14 protein-coding genes are annotated in these 17,779 nt (G+C 73.4%); 10 read left to right on the forward strand and 4 right to left on the reverse strand.

Features of this window, described 5'->3' with window-relative positions; genetic code table 11:
• Positions 1-98: 98 nt before the first annotated feature.
• From NX801_RS27785 to NX801_RS27800, 4 genes are all read right to left on the reverse strand, one after another.
• Positions 99-2,048: a 2-oxoacid:acceptor oxidoreductase subunit alpha gene (locus NX801_RS27785; protein WP_258790701.1), complete on the reverse strand. Its 1,950-nt coding sequence runs from the start codon at positions 2,046-2,048 to the stop codon at positions 99-101.
• A 478-nt stretch (positions 2,049-2,526) separates the two neighbouring features.
• Entirely contained in the window at positions 2,527-3,183 is a 657-nt protein-coding gene (locus NX801_RS27790; protein WP_309505920.1) for a LuxR C-terminal-related transcriptional regulator, read from the reverse strand.
• A 153-nt stretch (positions 3,184-3,336) separates the two neighbouring features.
• Complete coding sequence (locus tag NX801_RS27795; RefSeq protein WP_258790702.1) at positions 3,337-4,662, reverse strand: sensor histidine kinase; 1,326 nt, start codon at positions 4,660-4,662, stop codon at positions 3,337-3,339.
• A gap of 299 nt (positions 4,663-4,961) precedes the next feature.
• Positions 4,962-6,122 carry a sensor histidine kinase gene (locus tag NX801_RS27800; RefSeq protein ID WP_258790743.1) on the reverse strand — a complete coding sequence of 387 codons (1,161 nt, stop codon included), beginning with the start codon at positions 6,120-6,122 and terminating at the stop codon, positions 4,962-4,964.
• 623 nt (positions 6,123-6,745) lie between these two features.
• On the opposite strand from NX801_RS27800, the gene NX801_RS27805 reads away from it, so the two are divergent.
• Genes NX801_RS27805 through NX801_RS27850 form a run of 10 tightly spaced genes read left to right on the forward strand, consistent with a single transcriptional unit; the run spans position 6,746 to position 17,741 of the window.
• Complete coding sequence (locus NX801_RS27805; RefSeq protein ID WP_258790703.1) at positions 6,746-7,150, forward strand: NADH-quinone oxidoreductase subunit A; 405 nt, start codon at positions 6,746-6,748, stop codon at positions 7,148-7,150.
• Positions 7,141-7,749 carry an NADH-quinone oxidoreductase subunit B gene (locus tag NX801_RS27810; protein WP_258790704.1) on the forward strand — a complete coding sequence of 203 codons (609 nt, stop codon included), beginning with the start codon at positions 7,141-7,143 and terminating at the stop codon, positions 7,747-7,749. The genes NX801_RS27805 and NX801_RS27810 overlap by 10 nt, the downstream gene beginning before the upstream one ends.
• Positions 7,746-9,485, forward strand: a complete 1,740-nt coding sequence (locus NX801_RS27815) for an NADH-quinone oxidoreductase subunit C (protein WP_428986251.1) — start codon at positions 7,746-7,748, stop codon at positions 9,483-9,485. The genes NX801_RS27810 and NX801_RS27815 overlap by 4 nt, the downstream gene beginning before the upstream one ends.
• The gene (locus NX801_RS27820) at positions 9,482-10,450 is read left to right on the forward strand and encodes a complex I subunit 1/NuoH family protein (protein WP_258790705.1); all 969 of its coding nucleotides are present in this window, start codon (positions 9,482-9,484) and stop codon (positions 10,448-10,450) included. The genes NX801_RS27815 and NX801_RS27820 overlap by 4 nt, the downstream gene beginning before the upstream one ends.
• Positions 10,451-10,452: 2 nt before the next feature.
• On the forward strand, positions 10,453-11,211 hold the full coding sequence (locus NX801_RS27825; RefSeq protein ID WP_258790706.1) for a NuoI/complex I 23 kDa subunit family protein: 759 nt from the start codon (positions 10,453-10,455) through the stop codon (positions 11,209-11,211).
• The gene (locus tag NX801_RS27830) at positions 11,208-11,873 is read left to right on the forward strand and encodes an NADH-quinone oxidoreductase subunit J family protein (RefSeq protein ID WP_258790707.1); all 666 of its coding nucleotides are present in this window, start codon (positions 11,208-11,210) and stop codon (positions 11,871-11,873) included. The genes NX801_RS27825 and NX801_RS27830 overlap by 4 nt, the downstream gene beginning before the upstream one ends.
• Positions 11,873-12,337, forward strand: coding sequence for an NADH-quinone oxidoreductase subunit NuoK (gene nuoK, locus NX801_RS27835; RefSeq protein WP_258790708.1), 465 nt, complete (start codon positions 11,873-11,875; stop codon positions 12,335-12,337). The genes NX801_RS27830 and nuoK overlap by 1 nt, the downstream gene beginning before the upstream one ends.
• Positions 12,334-14,325 (forward strand): NADH-quinone oxidoreductase subunit 5 family protein, encoded by a 1,992-nt coding sequence (locus NX801_RS27840; protein WP_258790709.1) that lies wholly within the window; start codon positions 12,334-12,336, stop codon positions 14,323-14,325. The genes nuoK and NX801_RS27840 overlap by 4 nt, the downstream gene beginning before the upstream one ends.
• 27 nt (positions 14,326-14,352) lie before the next feature.
• Positions 14,353-15,912, forward strand: coding sequence for a complex I subunit 4 family protein (locus tag NX801_RS27845; RefSeq protein ID WP_258790745.1), 1,560 nt, complete (start codon positions 14,353-14,355; stop codon positions 15,910-15,912).
• 41 nt (positions 15,913-15,953) lie between these two features.
• The gene (locus NX801_RS27850; RefSeq protein WP_428986253.1) at positions 15,954-17,741 is read left to right on the forward strand and encodes an NADH-quinone oxidoreductase subunit N; all 1,788 of its coding nucleotides are present in this window, start codon (positions 15,954-15,956) and stop codon (positions 17,739-17,741) included.
• The last annotated feature ends 38 nt before the right edge of the window (positions 17,742-17,779 follow it).

Raw genomic sequence — 17,779 nt, forward strand, 5'->3', positions numbered from 1 at the left:
CCGGAGCCGCCGGCCCGGATTTCGCCGCCGGGGCCGGACCGGGTTTCGCCCCATGAGCCGTTCCGTCACCCTCGCCATGGGCGGGGGGCGTCGTCGTCTCAGTCATGGATGGCCTCCTTGAGGGCGGCGGCCAGCTGTTCGGCCTTGAACGGCATGCCATTGACCTGGTTGTAGGAATGCGCGTCGACGAGGTAGCGGGCCCGGACGAGGGTGGCGAGCTGACCGAGGTTCATCTCGGGGACGACCACCTTCGCGTACCGCCCGAGGACCTCCCCCAGGTTCGCCGGGAAGGGGTTGAGGTGGCGGAGATGGGCCTGGGCCACCGGTTCGCCCGCCGCGCGCAGCCGGCGGACGGCGGCGGTGATCGGCCCATAGGTCGAGCCCCAGCCCAGGACGAGGGTGCGGGCGCCGTCCGGGTCGTCCACCGTCACATCGGGGACCTCGATGCCGTCGATCTTGGCCTGCCGGGTGCGGACCATCAGCTCGTGGTTGCCCGGGTCGTACGAGATGTTGCCGGTGCCGTCCTGCTTCTCGATGCCGCCGATCCGGTGTTCCAGCCCGGGGGTGCCCGGCACCGCCCATGGCCGGGCCAGGGTCGCGGGGTCGCGGAGATAGGGCCAGAACACCTCGGTGCCGTCGGCCAGCCGGTGATTGGGGGCGGTGGCGAAGGCGACGCCGAGGTCAGGCAGCCCGCCCGGGTCGGGGATCCGCCAGGGCTCGGAACCGTTGGCCAGGTAGCCGTCGGAGAGCAGGAAGACCGGGGTGCGGTAGGTCAGCGCGATCCGGGCGGCGTCCAGGGCCGCGTCGAAGCAGTCCGCCGGGGTCCGGGGCGCGATCACCGGCACCGGGGCCTCGCCGTTCCGCCCGTACATGGCCTGGAGCAGGTCGGCCTGCTCGGTCTTGGTCGGCAGTCCGGTGGAGGGGCCGCCCCGCTGGATGTCCACCACCAGCAGCGGCAGCTCCAGCGAGACGGCCAGGCCGATGGTCTCCGACTTCAGGGCCACCCCCGGGCCGGAGGTGGTGGTCACCGCCAGCGAACCGCCGAAGGCCGCCCCCAGCGCGGCGCCGATGCCGGCGATCTCGTCCTCGGCCTGGAAGGTCCGGACGCCGAAGTTCTTGTGCCGGGACAGCTCATGGAGGATGTCGGAGGCCGGGGTGATCGGGTACGAGCCGAGGAACAGCGGCAGTTCCGCCTGGTGGGCGGCGGCGATCAGGCCGTAGGCGAGGGCGAGGTTGCCGGAGATGTTGCGGTAGGTGCCGGGCGGGAAGGCGTTGGTCGCCGGGGCGATCTCGTAGGAGACGGCGAAGTCCTCGGTGGTCTCGCCGAAATTCCACCCCGCCCGGAACGCCGCCACGTTCGCCTCCGCGATCGCCGGCCGCTTGGCGAACTTGGTCCGCAGAAACGCCTCGGTCCCCTCGGTGGGCCGGTGGTACATCCAGCTCAGCAGGCCCAGCGCGAACATGTTCTTGGAGCGCTCGGCCTCCTTCCGGGAGAGTCCGAACCCCTTGAGCGCCTCGATCGTCAGCGTCGTCAGCGGCACCGGGTGGACGTGATAGCCCTCCAGGGTGCCGTCCTCCAGCGGGGAGGTGGCGTAGCCCACCTTGGCCATGGCCCGCTTGGCGAACTCGTCGGTGTTCACGATGATCTCGCCACCGCGCGGCACATCCCCGATATTGGCCTTCAGCGCCGCCGGATTCATCGCCACCAGCACGTTCGGCGCGTCCCCCGGGGTCAGGATGTCGTGGTCCGCGAAGTGGAGCTGGAACGACGAGACCCCCGGCAGGGTGCCGGCCGGTGCCCGGATCTCCGCCGGAAAGTTCGGCAGGGTGGACAGGTCGTTCCCGAAGGAGGCCGTCTCCGAGGTGAAGCGGTCCCCTGTCAGCTGCATACCGTCTCCGGAGTCACCCGCGAACCGGATGATCACCCGCTCCAGACGGCGGATCTCCTTCTCCGCTCCGTGCTGAGACGGAGCGCCGCGCTGTTCCCCGACGACGACGTCGTCCGCGTCGTCTGCTTGCTCGGCCGGACTGCTGACCTGGCTGGTCACTGAACTGGTCCTCCCTTGCGCAAGGGGCCTCCCCGCCGCCGGCGGGGGACGCTCTGGGAACGGCCGGACCGGCCGGTCGTCCCCACGCCAACCCTACGTCGGCGGGGCCGGCCTTTTCGGGATCGTTCATGAGACGGACGCGGTCTCCGGGCAGGGCCCGCGCCCCGGAACATCATGCGGTTCGTCCCGCCGTCACCTCCTCAGCGACGCTCCCACTCCCGCCTCGGCGCCCGCCGGGAGCCGCCCAGGAACCGGGCGCGAGCCGCCCGGGCCCGCACGCCCGGCCCGGAGCCGATCGGGAACCGCTCGCGGCCGGCTCGGAGTCGGCCGAGGTCCCGGACCGGAGCCGGATGGCAGCCGGGGCAGCGGCGGACGGCCACTGGGCGGGGGCGGACGGCGATCGGACCGGCGGCGGACGGCAACCGGTGCGGCGGCGGGCGGCCGCAGGCCCGGCTCGCAGCCGACCGGGGGCCGCCGGTCAGGAGTTCAGATACTTCAGCACGGCCAGCACCCGGCGGTGGTTTCCGTCGCCCGGCGGCAGCCCGAGCTTCTGGAAGATGCTCGACACATGCTTCTCCACCGCGCCGTCGCTCACCACCAGCCGTCTGGCGATCGCCGCATTGGTCCGCCCTTCCGCCATCAGGGTGAGCACCTCCCGCTCGCGCGGGGTCAGACCGGCCAGCACGTCCTGCTTGCGGCTGCGCCCGAGCAGCTGCGCCACCACCTCGGGGTCCAGGGCCGTGCCGCCGCTCGCCACCCGGACCACCGCCTCCACGAACTCCCGCACATCGGCCACCCGGTCCTTCAGCAGATAGCCGATCCCGCGCGTGCTCCCGTCCGCGAGCAGATCCGTGGCGTACCGCTCCTCCACGTACTGCGACAGCACCAGCACGCCCAGGCCGGGGTGCTCCTTCCGCAGCCGCACGGCCGCGCGCACGCCCTCGTCCGTGTGGGTCGGGGGCATCCGGACGTCGGCCACCACCACGTCCGGCAGCCCGCCCACCTCCGCAAGCCCGGCCACCGTCCGCACCAGCGCCTTGCCGTCCCCCACTCCGGCGACCACCTCATGTCCCAGATCGGTCAGCAGGCGGGTCAGCCCCTCCCGCAGCAGTACGGAATCCTCCGCGATGACCACCCGAACTCCGTCTGTCACGATCCCTGCCCCCTTTTGACTGGTTCTGTGGCGTTCCGCCAGTGTGCGCTACCAGCATCCCAGCAATCCGATCCGGCCGTACCGGCCTGTGGATAACCCGGGAGGGGGCGGGCCCGGGTGGGACCGGGCGGGGGATCACTCGCGCCAGGGAAGCTCGGCGGTGACGGTGGTCGGGCCGCCTGCCGGGGAGTCGACGGCGAGCACCCCGTCGACCGCGTCCAGCCGCTCGGCCAGTCCCGCCAGTCCGCCGCCGGGCGATATCGCGACACCGCCCCGGCCGTTGTCGGTGACCTGGAGCAGAAGGCGGTCGTCCACCCGCCAGATGTCGACGGCGGCCTTGGTGGCACGGGCGTGCTTGGAGATGTTCTGGAGGAGTTCGGAGACGGTGAAGTAGGCGATGCCCTCGATGGCGGGGGCGGGGCGTTCGTCCAGGTCGACGGTGATGGTGACCGGGACGGCGCAGCGGGTGGCGAGGGAGGACAGGGCGGCGTCGAGTCCCCGGTCGGTGAGGACGGCGGGGTGGATACCCCGGGCGAGGTCGCGCAGCTCCTGGAGAGCGGTCTTCACTTCGCCGTGGGCCTCGTCCACCATCCGGGCGGCGGCCTCGGGATCGCTCAGCAGCTTCTCCTTGGCCAGCCCGAGATCCATGGCGAGGTTGACCAGACGGGCCTGGGCGCCGTCGTGGAGGTCGCGCTCGATGCGGCGGAGGTCGGCGGCGGCGGTGTCCACGACCACGCCCCGGTCCGACTCCAGCTCCGTGACCCGGTCCGCCAGACGGGAGGGCCCGAGCAGTCCGGTGATCAGCAGCCGGTCGACGGCCGCCAGCCCCCGGATGACCCACGGCGCCAGCAGGGTGAGCGCCAGCCCCACGAGGCTGACCAGGGCCAGCTCCATGGGCGAGTCGAGATAGATCGCATGGTGTGCGTCGCCGTACACCTGGAGCCCGCCCACACCGGCGTAGACGGGGAAGACCCAGTGCCAGAGCGGATAGGTCAGGGCCGCCCAGCCGTACGCCCACAACGTCACCGAGACGGTGAAGGCGAAGGTGGCCCAGGGGAAGTGCACCACCGAGTAGAGGAAGTGGCGCCAGGAGGCACCGCTCTTCAGCAGGGCGCCCATCCATCCGAGCAGCCCACCGCCCGACCGGCTCCGCACGGGCCCGGGGGCGCCCACGTCCAGCCCCAGCAGTGCATGTGCCCTGGCCCGCTCCACGGCCCCGAAGCCCCGGCACATCAGTAGGCCGGCCGCCAGTACCGGAACGCCGATGAAGGTGACGACCAGCCCCAGGCCCGCCGCGAACACGGCTATGGAACAGCTGAAGTAGAAGGTGCTCAGCGGGAACCCCAGAAGCAGATGGCCCAGTTCGCGCCAGGTCCGCGCGGCCAGCGGAGCGCGCAGCACCTCGGGCAGTCGAGGGGGCCGGGTCTCGGTTCGACAGGCCGTGGTCATGAGGGTGTCCATTTCTCCCGAGGGTGAGGTCATCGGCCCCATGGCTGGGCCGGTGTGCCGTGATGGTCATGCCGGGCCGGGGTGCCGGCCGGTCTCGGAGTGCGTGCGGAAGGCCGGCCCCCCCGGCGGGTGGGGCTGGTCCGAGGTGTTCACCGTGGGAACACCTTCCGGCCCGAGGTCTCCGAGCGGGAGGTGTTCACCGTGGGAACACCTTCCGGCCCGAGGTCTCCGGGCGGCGTGTGGGACTGGTGTGCCGACGTCGTCGTGCCCGGCGAGCCGAGGGCTGCCCCGGCGGGCGCGGGGGTGCTGCTTCAGCCGGTGGGGCCGGCCGGCCGGTGGCGCCAGGGAAGCTCGGCGGTGACAGTGGTCGGGCCGCCGGCCGGTGACTCCAGGACGAACAGCCCGTCGACCGCGTCCAGCCGCTCGGCCAGTCCCGCCAGTCCGCCGCCGGGCGATACCGCGATACCGCCCCGGCCGTTGTCGGTGACCTGGAGGAGGAGCCGGTCCTCGGTGCGCCAGATGTCGATGGCGGCGGTGGTGGCCCCGCTGTGTTTGGAGATGTTCTGGAGGAGTTCGGAAAGGGTGAAGTAGGCGATGCCCTCGATGGCGGGGGCGGGGCGTTCGTCCAGGTCGACGGTGATGGTGACCGGGACGGTGCAGCGGGTGGCGAGGGAGGAGAGAGCGGCGTCGAGTCCCCGGTCGGTGAGGACGGCGGGGTGGATGCCCCGGGCGAGGTCGCGTAGCTCCTGGAGGGCGGTCTTCACTTCGCCGTGGGCCTCGTCCACCATCCGGGCGGCGGCCTCGGGATCGCTCAGCAGCTTCTCCTTGGCCAGCCCCAGGCCCATGGCGAGGTTGACCAGGCGGGCCTGGGCGCCGTCGTGGAGATCGCGCTCGATGCGGCGGAGGTCGGCGGCGGCGGTGTCCACGACCACGCCCCGGTCCGATTCCAGCTCGGCTATTCGCCGCTCAAGCCCGTCGGAGGGCGAGAGCAGCCCCCGCACCATGGCCCGGTCCACATTGCTCAGCCCCCGGGCCAGATGGGGCAGCGCCGGCCACGGGAGGATCAGGCCCACCAGGGTCAGGACGAAGGCCGGCACCCCCCAGGGCAGCCGGATGAAGGCGTAGAGCATCGTCCGCCAGGCCACCGGGTCCGCGAGCGCCGTCCACAACCAGGGGAGCACTCCGCGACCGCGCCTCCCGGGCAGCGGGCTCGGCTCCTCGACACGCAGGGCGAGGAGCGCCCGGGCCCGTGACCGCTCCAACCGGCCGAACAACCGCGCTCCGGCCAGCCCCGCCGCCAGCAGCGGCAGTCCGATGACCGTCACGGCCAGTCCGATGCCCAGGGACATCAGGCAGACGACGTACACAAAGCCGAGCACTACGAGCGGCAGGTTCAGCAGGAGGTGCAGCACTTCCCGGGCCAGCTGCCGGTTGAAGCCGACCGGGCCGGGGGAGCCGGGGGACACGGTGATGCCGGGACCGGTGTTCGGTGCACTGGCTGTGCTGCCGATACCGAAGCCGCCGGTGCCGATGCCGAAGGGGTCGTCGGTGGAGCCGGTGCCGGAGGTGCCCGGCCCCACGCCGGATTCCCGGGCACGGATGCCGCCCCCGCCCGGGCGGCCGGGGCGGCGGCCGTCACCCGGGGGACCGGGGTGGCCGCTGCCGGGAGTGCCCGGCCTGTCGATACTCGCCGTCATACCGATCAGCCTGCCGGGCGCGACCGTCCCACACCATGGGGGTGGTCGGTGGATTCGACCGGGGGTTAACCCCCGCTCCTCCGGCGCCCGGGAGCGCTGGGTTCCGGTGCCCGGAGGGCCCGGGGGCCGGGGGTGCCGGGCCTGGCCAGGGCCTAGACTCCCGTGGGTACGAAATTCAGCTGCGTCACAGCGGACGCGGACGCACCGGACGGCCGACGCGTCGGACAGCGGAAGCGCCGGACGGCCGACGCAGTGGATTGTCCGACGCCCGCCGGGCAGCGGACAGAAGTTCAGATCGCGCGAACAACGCAAACACGTAAATAACGCAGACAACATAAATAACGCAGACAACGCAGATAAGCAGACAACTCAGACAGCAGGGAGCGAGGAACACGGACGTGCCGGATCCGACCGTCACCCCCACCGAGCTCGCCTCGGACCACTTCGCGAGCTACTCGGTCGTCGGCCTGCTCGCCGTCCTCGGCGTGCTGTTCGTCGCCACCGCCTTCGGCGCCGGACGGCTGCTGCGCCCCGTCATCCCCACCCCCGAGAAGCTGCTCACCTACGAGTGCGGCGTCGATCCGGTGGGCGAGGGCTGGGCCCACACCCAGGTCCGCTATTACGTCTACGCTTTTCTGTACGTCATCTTCGCGGTCGACTCGATCTTTCTCTTCCCCTGGGCGACCGTCTTCGCGGCCGCCGGCTACGGCGCCACGACACTCGTCGAGATGTTCGTCTTCCTGGGCTTCCTCGCCGTGGGCCTGCTCTACGCGTACAAGAAGGGCGTCCTGACATGGACGTGACCCCGAAAACCCCGGCCGCTCCCGCATCCCCGGTTCCCCTCCCCGAGCCGAAGCGGCTCGGCGCGCTCTCCCGGCTCGCCCCCGAGCCGATGAAGGTGGTCCTCAACTGGGGCCGCCGGTACAGCCTCTGGGTCTTCAACTTCGGTCTGGCCTGCTGCGCCATCGAGTTCATCGCCGCCTCCATGGCCCGGCACGACTTCATCCGGCTCGGGGTGATCCCGTTCGCCCCCGGGCCGCGCCAGGCGGACCTGATGGTGGTCTCCGGGACCGTCACCGACAAAATGGCGCCCGCCGTGCGCCGGCTGTACGAGCAGATGCCCGAGCCGAAGTACGTCATCTCCTTCGGTGCCTGCTCCAACTGCGGCGGGCCCTACTGGGACTCGTACTCCGTCACCAAGGGCGTCGACCAGATCATCCCGGTCGATGTGTACGTACCGGGCTGCCCGCCCCGCCCCGAGGCGCTGCTGCAGGGCATCCTCAAGCTCCAGGAGAAGATCGCCCGCGAGTCGCTGGGTGAGCGGTACGGGCGGGAGACCCCGGCGGCGCGGCTGCGCAGCGGCCTGGTCGCCCCGCCTGCCCCGAACGGGGGTGCGGCGTGACGACCGGCGACGACCCGGGGCGGAAGGGCCCGCGGCAGCCCCCGGCGGAGGCGTACGACGCGCTGCCCGGCGCCGCCGAGACGCTCTTCGGAGCGGAGGCCATCGCCGAGCTGACGTACGACCTGCTGACCGTCGACGTACCGGCCGGTTCCTGGCTCGCGGCGCTGGAGACCGCCCGCGACGGGCTGGGCTGCACCTATTTCGACTGGCTGAGCGCGGTGGACGAGCCGGGCACGGGCTTCCGGGTCTGCGCCCATGTGGCGGCACTGGGCGGCGGCCGGGTGCGCCGGCTGCTGCTGCGGACCACCGTGCCGCACGAGGCCGCCGCCCTGCCGACGGCGATCGGTGTCTATGCCGGCGCGGGCTGGCACGAGCGCGAGACCCACGAGATGTTCGGGGTGACCTTCACCGGTCATCCGGACCTCGCCCCGCTGCTGCTGCCGGAGGGGTTCGAGGGGCACCCGCTGCGCAAGGACTTCGTGCTCGCCGCGCGGGTCGCCAAGGCGTGGCCGGGGGCCAAGGAGCCCGGTGAGTCCGATCACGGCGGCCCCAAGCGGCGCCAGATGCTGCCGCCCGGGGTGCCCGACCCGAACGAGTGGGGCCCGCTCAAGGGCCAGCTGCCGCCTGCCCCGGCGCGGGCCGCCCGCACCCCGCGCGCGGCCGCGGCCGGGGGCGAGCGCCCGGTCCGCCGTACCCGCACCGCGGGGGAGGGCTCGGTCGGCCAGGCGGCGGAGGCCCCGGTCCGGCCGCGCCGCTCCCGTACGGCGTCGGAGGGCTCGGCCAGCCAGGCGTCCGCCGGTACGGCCGGTCATACCGCCGCCGAGCCGACCGACACCGCGCCCGCCACGCCCGCCACGCCGCCGGACGCCGGGGCACCGGCCACCGGAGCGCCGGGGCCGTCGGCCGGGACGCCAGAATCGCCGGCCGCCGACCCGGCCGCGCCGCCGCCGGCCGCGCCCCGGGGGCCGCGCCGGATGCGCAGCGCCTCCGCCGGCTCGGCGAGCCAGCGCACCGGGCCGGCGGAGCCGGCCGGCTCCGGGACCGCGCCCGGGACCGCTCCGGCGCCCCGTACCCGCAGCGCGGACGCGCCCTGGAACAACCCGCGTCCTGCCTTCGACGAGGAGTCGAGGGGCGGCGCTTCCCGGCAGGACGCCCGGGAACCGGCGGCCGGAGGCACCCACGAAGACGCCGAGCGACCGGATGCCGGTGGCGCGCCCGAGGGTGCGCGGCCGGATGCCGGTGCGCCGATGTCCGACGCCGGCCCGGCCACCCGGACCGGGCCCGGGTCCGGGACTGGGACCGGTGCCGGTGCCGGTCCCGAAGCCCCCGCCCCCGTTCGGCCCGGCGCCGCCCCGGAACCCGGCCCGGGCTCCGGCACCGGACCGTCCGGCCCCGGCCGGCGGCCGGACAGCGACCGGGCCGGTCCCGGGAGGACCGGGGGCGACCGGATCGACCGGACCGATCCGGCCGGCGCCCCCGCCGACAAGGGCGCCGACCGCACCGAACGGCCCGAGCCCGGGATCACCGGACAGGCCGGGACCGCCGAACGACCCCGCACCGGTGATGACACCGGACAGGCCGGGACCACCGAACGACCCCGCACCGGTGACGACACCGAACAGGCCGGGACCACCGAACGACCCCGCACCGGTGACGACACCGAACAGGCCGGGACCGCCGAACGGGCGGGCACCGGTGACGACACCGCACAGCGACACCCCGGAGGAGGGGAATGACCGACGTGCTCGACGTCGCCCTCCGGCTGGTCGTCGTCTTCGCGCTGTTCCTGGTGCTGCCGCTGCTGGTCGGTCAGACCGAACACAAGGTCATGGCCCATATGCAGGGCCGCCTCGGGCCCATGTACGCCGGAGGCTTCCACGGCTGGGCGCAGCTGGTGGCGGACGGGGTGAAGTTCGCCCAGAAGGAGGACGTGGTCCCGGCCGACGCCGACCGGCGGGTGTTCCAGCTCGCCCCGGCCGTCGCCCTGCTCCCGTACCTCCTCGTCCTTCTCGTCATCCCGGTCGGTCCGGGCGAGGGGGCCGTCGGACAGGCGGTGGACGCGGGGATCTTCTTCGCGCTCGCGGTCATGGGTGTGAGCGTGCTCGGCTCGCTGATGGCGGGCTGGGCGTCGGCCAACAAGTTCTCGCTGCTCGGCGGTCTGCGCACCGCCGCCCAGCTGCTCGCGTACGAGCTGCCGATGCTGCTCGCCGCCGCCTCGGTGGCGATGGCGGCCGGCACGGTCTCGCTGACCGGCATCCTGGACGCCTTCGAGTGGTGGTGGCTGCCCTGGCAGATCACCGGCGCCCTGGTGTTCTTCGTGTCCGGTCTCGCCGAGCTCCAGCGGCCGCCCTTCGACATGCCGGTGGCCGACTCGGAGATCATCTTCGGCGCGTACACCGAGTACACCGGGCTGCGTTTCGCGCTGTTCCTGCTGGCGGAGTACGCGGGCATCGTGGTGCTCTGCGGACTGACCACCGTCCTCTTCCTGGGCGGCTGGCACGGGCCCTGGGGAACCGAGGGGCTGGGCTGGGTGTGGACCCTGCTCAAGACCGCCGTGCTCGCCTTTGTCGTCATCTGGCTGCGGGTCAGCTACCCGCGGCTGCGCGAGGACCAGTTGCAGAAGCTCGCCTGGACCACGCTCGTCCCGCTCGCCCTCGCCCAGATCGCCCTCACCGGCATCGTCAAGGTGGTGATCCAGTAACCATGGCCCCCATCCCCGGCTCCGGCCTCGCGAAGGGCCTGGCCGTCACCCTGCGCACGATGACGCGGAAGTCCGTCACCGAGCAGTACCCCGACGCCCAGCCCGAACTGGCCCCTCGCACCCGCGGGGTGATCGGACTGTTCGAGGAGAACTGCACGGTCTGCATGCTCTGCGCCCGTGAGTGCCCCGACTGGTGCATCTACATCGACTCCCACAAGGAGACGGTCCCCGCCGCCACCCCGGGCGGCCGGGAACGCAGCCGGAATGTCCTCGACCGGTTCGCCATCGATTTCTCGCTCTGCATGTACTGCGGTATCTGCATCGAGGTCTGCCCCTTCGACGCGCTCTTCTGGTCGCCCGAGTTCGAGTACGCGGAGACCGACATCCATGAGCTGACCCATGAGCGGGACAAGCTTCGTGAGTGGATGTGGACCGTGCCCGAGCCACCCGCCCTCGATCCGGGTGCCGAGGAGCCGAAGGAGCTGGCCGCCGCCCGCAAGGCCGCCGAGAAGCTCGCCGCGGCCGAGCAACTGGCCGCCGAGGAGCGCGCGGCGGCAGAACGCCACGCGGCGGCCGACCGGCCCGCGCCCGAGGAACCCGCGGCCGGCCGGTCCGCCACCGGGCAGCCGGCGGCCGGGGACCGCCCGGACGGGACCCGCGGGGACGGGAAACCCGCGGCCGGTGGACCCCCGGCCGGTGAACCCCCGGCCGGGCCCGGCTCGCCGGACGAGCGGTCGTCCGGTGAGGGAGGCACGGCATGACGCTCGCCGCCCCCGGCTTTCTCTCGCCCACCGGTGTGGAGATCGCCTTTCTCCTCGTCGGCCTGGTCACCTTCGGCGCGGCCGTGCTCACGGTGACCACCCGCCAGCTGGTACACGCCGCACTCTGGCTGGTGGTGGCACTCGGCGGTCTCGCCGTCGAGTACCTGCTGCTCACCGCCGAGTTCATCGCCTGGGTGCAGGTGCTGATCTACGTCGGCTCCGTCGTCGTCCTCCTGCTCTTCGGGCTGATGCTCACCAGGGCGCCGATCGGCCGCTCCCCGGACGCCGACTCGGGCAACCGGCCGGTGGCGCTGGCGGTCGCCGTCGTCGCCACCGGTGCTCTGCTCTGGGTGGTCGTGGACGCCTTCCGGACCGCCTGGATCGACCTGGAAGGACCGGCCCGGGGGACGACCGCCGTCTCCGGCGAATCGCTCTTCCGGCACTGGGTGCTGCCGTTCGAGGCGCTCTCCGTGCTGCTGCTCGCCGCCCTGGTGGGCGCCATCGTGCTCTCCCGCCGGAACGCCCCGGACGAGCCGGACGCCACGGACATGCCGAACGCGCCGGACGCCCCGGAGGGCGCCCGCCCGGTCGGTCCCGACGGCCGTGGCGGCGCCTCCCGCCGGGGCGCCGGTGGTGCCGGTGGCGCCACGGAGGTGAAGTGATGCACCTGGTCTACCCCGCCGTCCTCGCCGCGCTGCTCTTCTGCACCGGCCTGTACGGGGTGCTCGCCCGCCGGAACGCGATCCTGGTCCTGATGTCCGTCGAGCTGATGCTCAACGCCGTCAACCTCAACCTGGTCGCCTTCGACGTCTGGCTCCGCGACACCCTGCACGCCGGTCAGGCGCTCACCCTCTTCACCATCGCCATCGCGGCCGCCGAGATCGGCATCGGCCTGGCGATCGTCCTCATGGTCCACCGCAACCGCGGCACCTCGGACATCGACGCCCTCCGGGACACCGCCGAGTCGGTGGCGGACCCGGCCGGCGACGACACCGGGCACGACGGCGAACACGGCGGACACGACGAACACGACGATGTGTACGACGCCGAGTACGACGAAGACAGCTCAGACCCCGACACCCACCCCGGCCCGGCGGCCGGCGAGAAGGCCGAGGCCACCGCGTGACCACCACGACCCTCGCCGTCCTCGTCCCCCTCCTGCCGTTCCTGGGTGCCGCCGCCGGACTGCTGCTCGGCCGCACCGCCCCCGGCTTCGTCCGGCCGCTGGCCGTGCTGCCGGTGCTGGCCACCCTCGGGCTCGCCGTCCTCACCGCCGTACGCCAGGGCGGCGGCGGAACGATCGAGGCGGCCACCCGGCTCACGCCCACCGGCTCGGTCCCGATCGACCTGGCCCTGCGGCTGGACGGCTTCGCCGCCGCCACCGCCGTGCTCGTGGCGCTGGTCGCCTGCTGTGTGCAGATCTACTCGACCGGCTACCTCCGTGACGACCCGCGCTACCCCTCGTACGCCGCGCTGGTCTCCCTCTTCACCTCCGCGATGCTGCTGGTCGTGTACTCCGGTGATCTGATGGTGCTGCTGGTCGGCTGGGAGATCATGGGCATCTGCTCCTACTTCCTGGTCGGCCACTACTGGGAGACGCCCGAGGCCCGGGCCGCCTCGCTCAAGGCGTTCCTCGTCACCAAGCTGGGCGATGTCCCCTTCCTGATCGGTCTCTTCGTGCTGGCCGCCGACGCCGGTACGTTCCGGATCGGCGGGGTGCTCGGGGCGGTCGCCGCCGGGTCGGTGCAGCACCCCACCCTGGCGGCGCTGCTCCTGCTGGCCGGGGTGGCGGGCAAGTCCGCGCAGTTCCCGCTGCACACCTGGCTGCCGGATGCCATGGCCGGCCCGACCCCGGTCTCGGCGCTGATCCACGCGGCCACCATGGTCGCCGCCGGGATCTACTTCGTGGCCCGGTTGCTGCCGCTCTTCGCCGCCTCGGCCGCCGCGCTGACCGTGCTCGCGGTGCTGGCCGCGCTCACCATGGTCGGCTCGGCGCTGGCCGCGCTCGCCCAGGACGACATCAAGCGGGTGCTCGCCTGGTCGACCATCGGCCAGCTCGGCTACATGTCGGGTGCCCTGGCCGTCGGTGACCGGGGTGCCGCCGTCTTCCACCTCCTCGCGCACGGGGCCTTCAAGGCACTGCTCTTCCTCGCCGCCGGGGCCGTCATCCACGCCGCCGGCACCAACTCGCTCGCCGCCATGTCCCGGATGAGCGGCCTGGCCCGGCGGGTGCCGGACGCGTACTGGACCATGACGATCGCCCTCCTCGCGCTCGCCGCCATTCCGCCGTTCGCGGGCTTCTTCTCCAAGGAGGCGGTGCTGGTCGCCGCCGAGCACACCGCGCTCGGCGACCGCACCGTCGCCCCGGCCGGGGCCGGCTGGATCGTGCTGGTGGCCGGGCTGCTCACCGCCCTGCTCACCGCCGCCTACGCGCTGCGGCTCTGGCTGCTCGCCTTCCGGGGCCGGGGCACCGAGGCCCCCGACCACGGCCGGCAGCCGGTCGCGATGAGCGGCGTCCTCTGGGTGCTCGCCGTCCCCTCGCTCGCCCTCGGCCTCACCGCCGGACGGCTCGACGACTGGTTCGACGGCAACCCGCTGCTGCCCACCGTCACCACCGCCGTCCTCGGCACCGGTCTCGCGGTCGCCGGAGCGGCCGTGCTGTACGGCGCCTGGGCGCACACCCGGGCCCGGGCCGCGCATCCGCCGATCGGGGCGGTGGCCGCCCACCCGGCGGCCGAGCCCGCCGTCTCCGAGGCGGAGGCGATCGCCACCCACACCCCGGCCTACGGGGACATCGCCGCCGCGCCCGACCCCGCCGACCCCGGCCAGCTGCTGCTCGGCCCGCTGCACCGCCACGCCGCCGCCGGTTTCCACCTGGACGCCCTCTACTCGGTGCTCTTCGTCCGCCCGGTGCGCGGTGCCGCCTCCCTGGTCCGCTTCCTGGACCGCGAGGTGGTCGAGACGTATGTACGCGGTGCGGCGGGCTCCACCAAGCTGCTGGGCCGGGCAGTGCGCGCCGCCCAGACCGGCAATGTGCAGACCTACCTCAGCGCCCTGCTCGCCGGCTCCGTCGTCCTGGCGATCGCCGCCGTCCTCGTCGCCGCCGGAGCGTGAGCCGTGCTCGATATCAGCGAATCCGTGATGCAGTTCCTTCTCGCGTTCATCCTGGTGGCCCCGCTGCTGGGCGCCGTGGCGGCGCTCCTCCCCGCCCCGCCCGGGCTGAAGGGGAAGTCGCCCGAGCAGGCGGTGCTCCGGCACGGAGTGACCGTCACCGGAGCCGTCCTCCTGGCCACGATCGTGCTGGCGCTCGGCTTCGACCACGACCAGCCGTCGAAGATGCAGGCCACCACGGACATCAGCTGGATCACCGCACTCGGCGTGCGCGTCCACCTCGGTGTCGACGGCATCTCCCTCCCCCTTCTGGTCCTCACCGCCCTGCTGACCTTCCTCTGCGCGCTGCACAGCCACGGCTCGCCGCCGCGCGCGCCGGGCACCCATCCCAGGGCCTTCGTGGCGCTGCTGCTGGTCCTGGAATCCGGCACCCTGGCGACCTTCGCCGTACTCGACCTGCTGCTGTTCTTCCTGGCGTTCGAGATGGTGCTCATCCCGATGTACTTCCTCATCGCCCGCTGGGGCGGCGCGGCCCGGCGCGCCGCCGCCTGGCGGTTCGTCCTCTACACGCTGCTCGGCTCGGTCGTCATGCTGCTCGGCCTGCTCCTCGTCGGAGTGAAGTCAGGCACGTTCGACATGGTGGCACTCGCCACTGACAACGGCCGTGACATCAGCACATCGGTGCAGCTCATCGCCGTTCTGGCGATCGGGACCGGGCTCGCGGTGAAGGCCCCGATGTGGCCGCTGCACAGCTGGCTGCCGGACGCCCACACCGCCGCCCCGACGGCCGGTTCGGTGCTCCTCGCCGGAGTGCTGCTGAAGATGGGTACGTACGGATTCGTCCGGATCGTGCTGCCGATCGCCCCGGACGGGATGCACCTCCTCGCCCCGTATCTCGGCGCCTTCGCGGTCGCCGGGATCATCTACGGCTCGCTCGCCTGCCTGGCCCTCGCCCGGCCCGGCGCCCGGGGCGACCTCAAGCGGCTGATCGCCTACTCCTCCGTCGGCCACATGGGCTTCGTCCTGCTCGGCATCGCGACCATGACCCCGACCGGCGTCAATGGCGCGCTCTTCGCCAACATCGCCCACGGCCTCATCACCGGACTGCTGTTCTTCCTGGCCGGCGCGGTCAAGGAGCGGTACGGCACCGCCGACCTGGACACCCTCGCCGGCGCCACCGGGGCCGCGCTCTACGGCCGCGCCCCGCGCCTCGGCGGGCTGCTCGCCTTCGCCGCCGTCGCCTCGCTGGGGCTGCCGGGCCTCGCCGGGTTCTGGGGCGAGATGCTGACGCTCTTCGGCGCCTTCGACCCGGCCGCCGGACTGAGCCGCCCCGCCTTCCGCACCTATCTCGCCATCGGCGCCTTCGGCACCCTGCTCACCGCCGCTTATCTGCTCATCGTGGTGCGCCGGGTGTGCATGGGCGCCAAGGAGACGGCCGAGCGGCCCCGGCTGCCGGACGTGGCGCGGTACGAGTACGCCGCCTGGACGCCGCTCGCCGCCCTCACCGTCGTCGCCGGCCTCTGGCCCGCGCTCCTCCTCGGCCTCACCGACCCGGCCGTCCAGCAGCTCCTCGCAGGAGGCACGTCGTGACCCTCACCGCCGTCGCCGCCGCACCGGCGGGCCTCCTCGGCCTGGCCGCCGGCGCCCCGGCCCCCGTCGGACAGGCCGCCGGGCGGACCGCAGGACCGGCCGTGGCGGAGACCGTGCAGTCGGTGGACTGGGCCGCCGTGGCGCCGCCCGCCGTCGCCGCCGGTTTCGCGCTGATCGTGCTGGTCGCGGACCTCTTCGTACGCCCGGAGCGCAAGGCCCTGCTGGGCCGGACCGCGATCGCCGGGCTGATCCTCGCCCTCGGCGCGCTGATCCCGCTGCGCGCCGCCGACCGCCGCACCTTCTGCCTGACCACCGACCCCGGGGTGTGCAGCTACACCGCCGACCGGTTCACCCTGGTCATCCAGGTCCTGGTGCTCGGCGGTGCGCTGCTCACCGCCCTGCTCTCGCTCCCGTACACCCGGGGGGCGGCCGAGGGGGTGCCGGCGCGGCGGAAGGGCGGGCCGGGGCCGTCGGGCGGCCTCCCGGCGGGCGGGGATCGCAGGCTTCCGGCCGGTGGGCGTGGCCTTCCGGCCGGTGAGCCGAGTCGGTCCGGCGGCCTCCCGGCCGGCGAGTTCTGGTTCCTGCTGCTGTCCGCCTCCGCCGGGGCCGCCCTGCTGCCCGCCGCCCGCGATCTGGCCACCCTGGTGGTCGCCCTGGAGGTCGCCTCACTGCCGGTGTTCGCCCTGGTCGGGCTGAAGCGCGGCGACCGGCGGTCCGGTGAGGCGGCGCTGAAGTTCTTCCTCTCCTCGGTCACCGCCACCGCTGTGATGCTGCTCGGAGTGAGCTTCGTCTACGCCGCCACCGGCACCCTGCATCTCACCGAGCTGGCCCAGCGGCTGGACGCCGTCCCCGAAGGGCTCGGCACCGTCGCCAAGGCGGGCGTGGCGCTGACCCTGGTGGGCTTCGCCTTCAAGACGGCCGCCGCGCCCTTCCACTTCTGGGTGCCGGACACCTACGTGGGCGCCCCGCTGCCGGTCGCGGCCTATCTCTCGGTGGTCGGCAAGGCGGTCGGCCTCACCGGGCTGATCCTGGTGACAGTGGTCGCCTTCCCGTCGTACGCGGACGTCTGGGGCCCCGCCCTCGCCGTGCTCGCCGCGCTCACCATGACCGCCGGCAACGCCGCCGCGCTGCGCCAGCCGGCCGGCCGGGCGCGGAGCGCGGTCCGGCTGCTGGCCTGGTCCTCGGTGGCGCAGGCCGGTTATCTGCTGGTGCCGATCGCCGCCGCCGCGTACTCCGGCGACGACCAGATCGGGGCCACCGTGGCGTACGCCCTGATGTACGCGGTGGTGAACCTGGGCGCCTTCGCGGTCGCCGCGCTGGTGGCCCGCACGCGTCCGCTCAACCGGATCTCCGACTACCGGGGGCTCTACGCCACCCGGCCGGGCGCGGCGCTGGCGCTCGCCTTCTTCCTGCTCTGCCTGGCCGGGCTGCCGCCGGGGGTGATCGGGCTGTTCGCCAAGGTCACGGTGTTCTCGGCGGCGGTGGACGCGGGGCTCGGCTGGCTCGCGGTCATCATGGCCGTCAATGTGGTGATCGCTCTGTACTACTACCTCCGGTGGGCAGCGGTGCTTTTCGTCACCCCTCGCCCGCAGGGGACCGGCACCCCGAGTGCGGCGGAACCCGGGGCGCCGGGCGGGCCGGAGGCGGCCTCTCCGGCCGCCGGGGAGGCCGCGGCGGAGCCCGCCGGGACGACGGCGGCGAGGCCGGGACGGGCCCGTCCGGCCCCGGTACCCCTTACCCTGGCCATCGCCCTGACGGCGGTCGCCGGCGTGGTGCTCTCGGGCTGGCCGCAGCTCGTCCTGCGGTTCGCCGCCACCACGCTGTTCTAGACCGCCCCCGGGGCCGTACCGGTCACCCACACACGAGG

The organism is Streptomyces pyxinae (assembly GCF_024756275.1).
GTDB lineage: Bacteria > Actinomycetota > Actinomycetes > Streptomycetales > Streptomycetaceae > Streptomyces > Streptomyces pyxinae.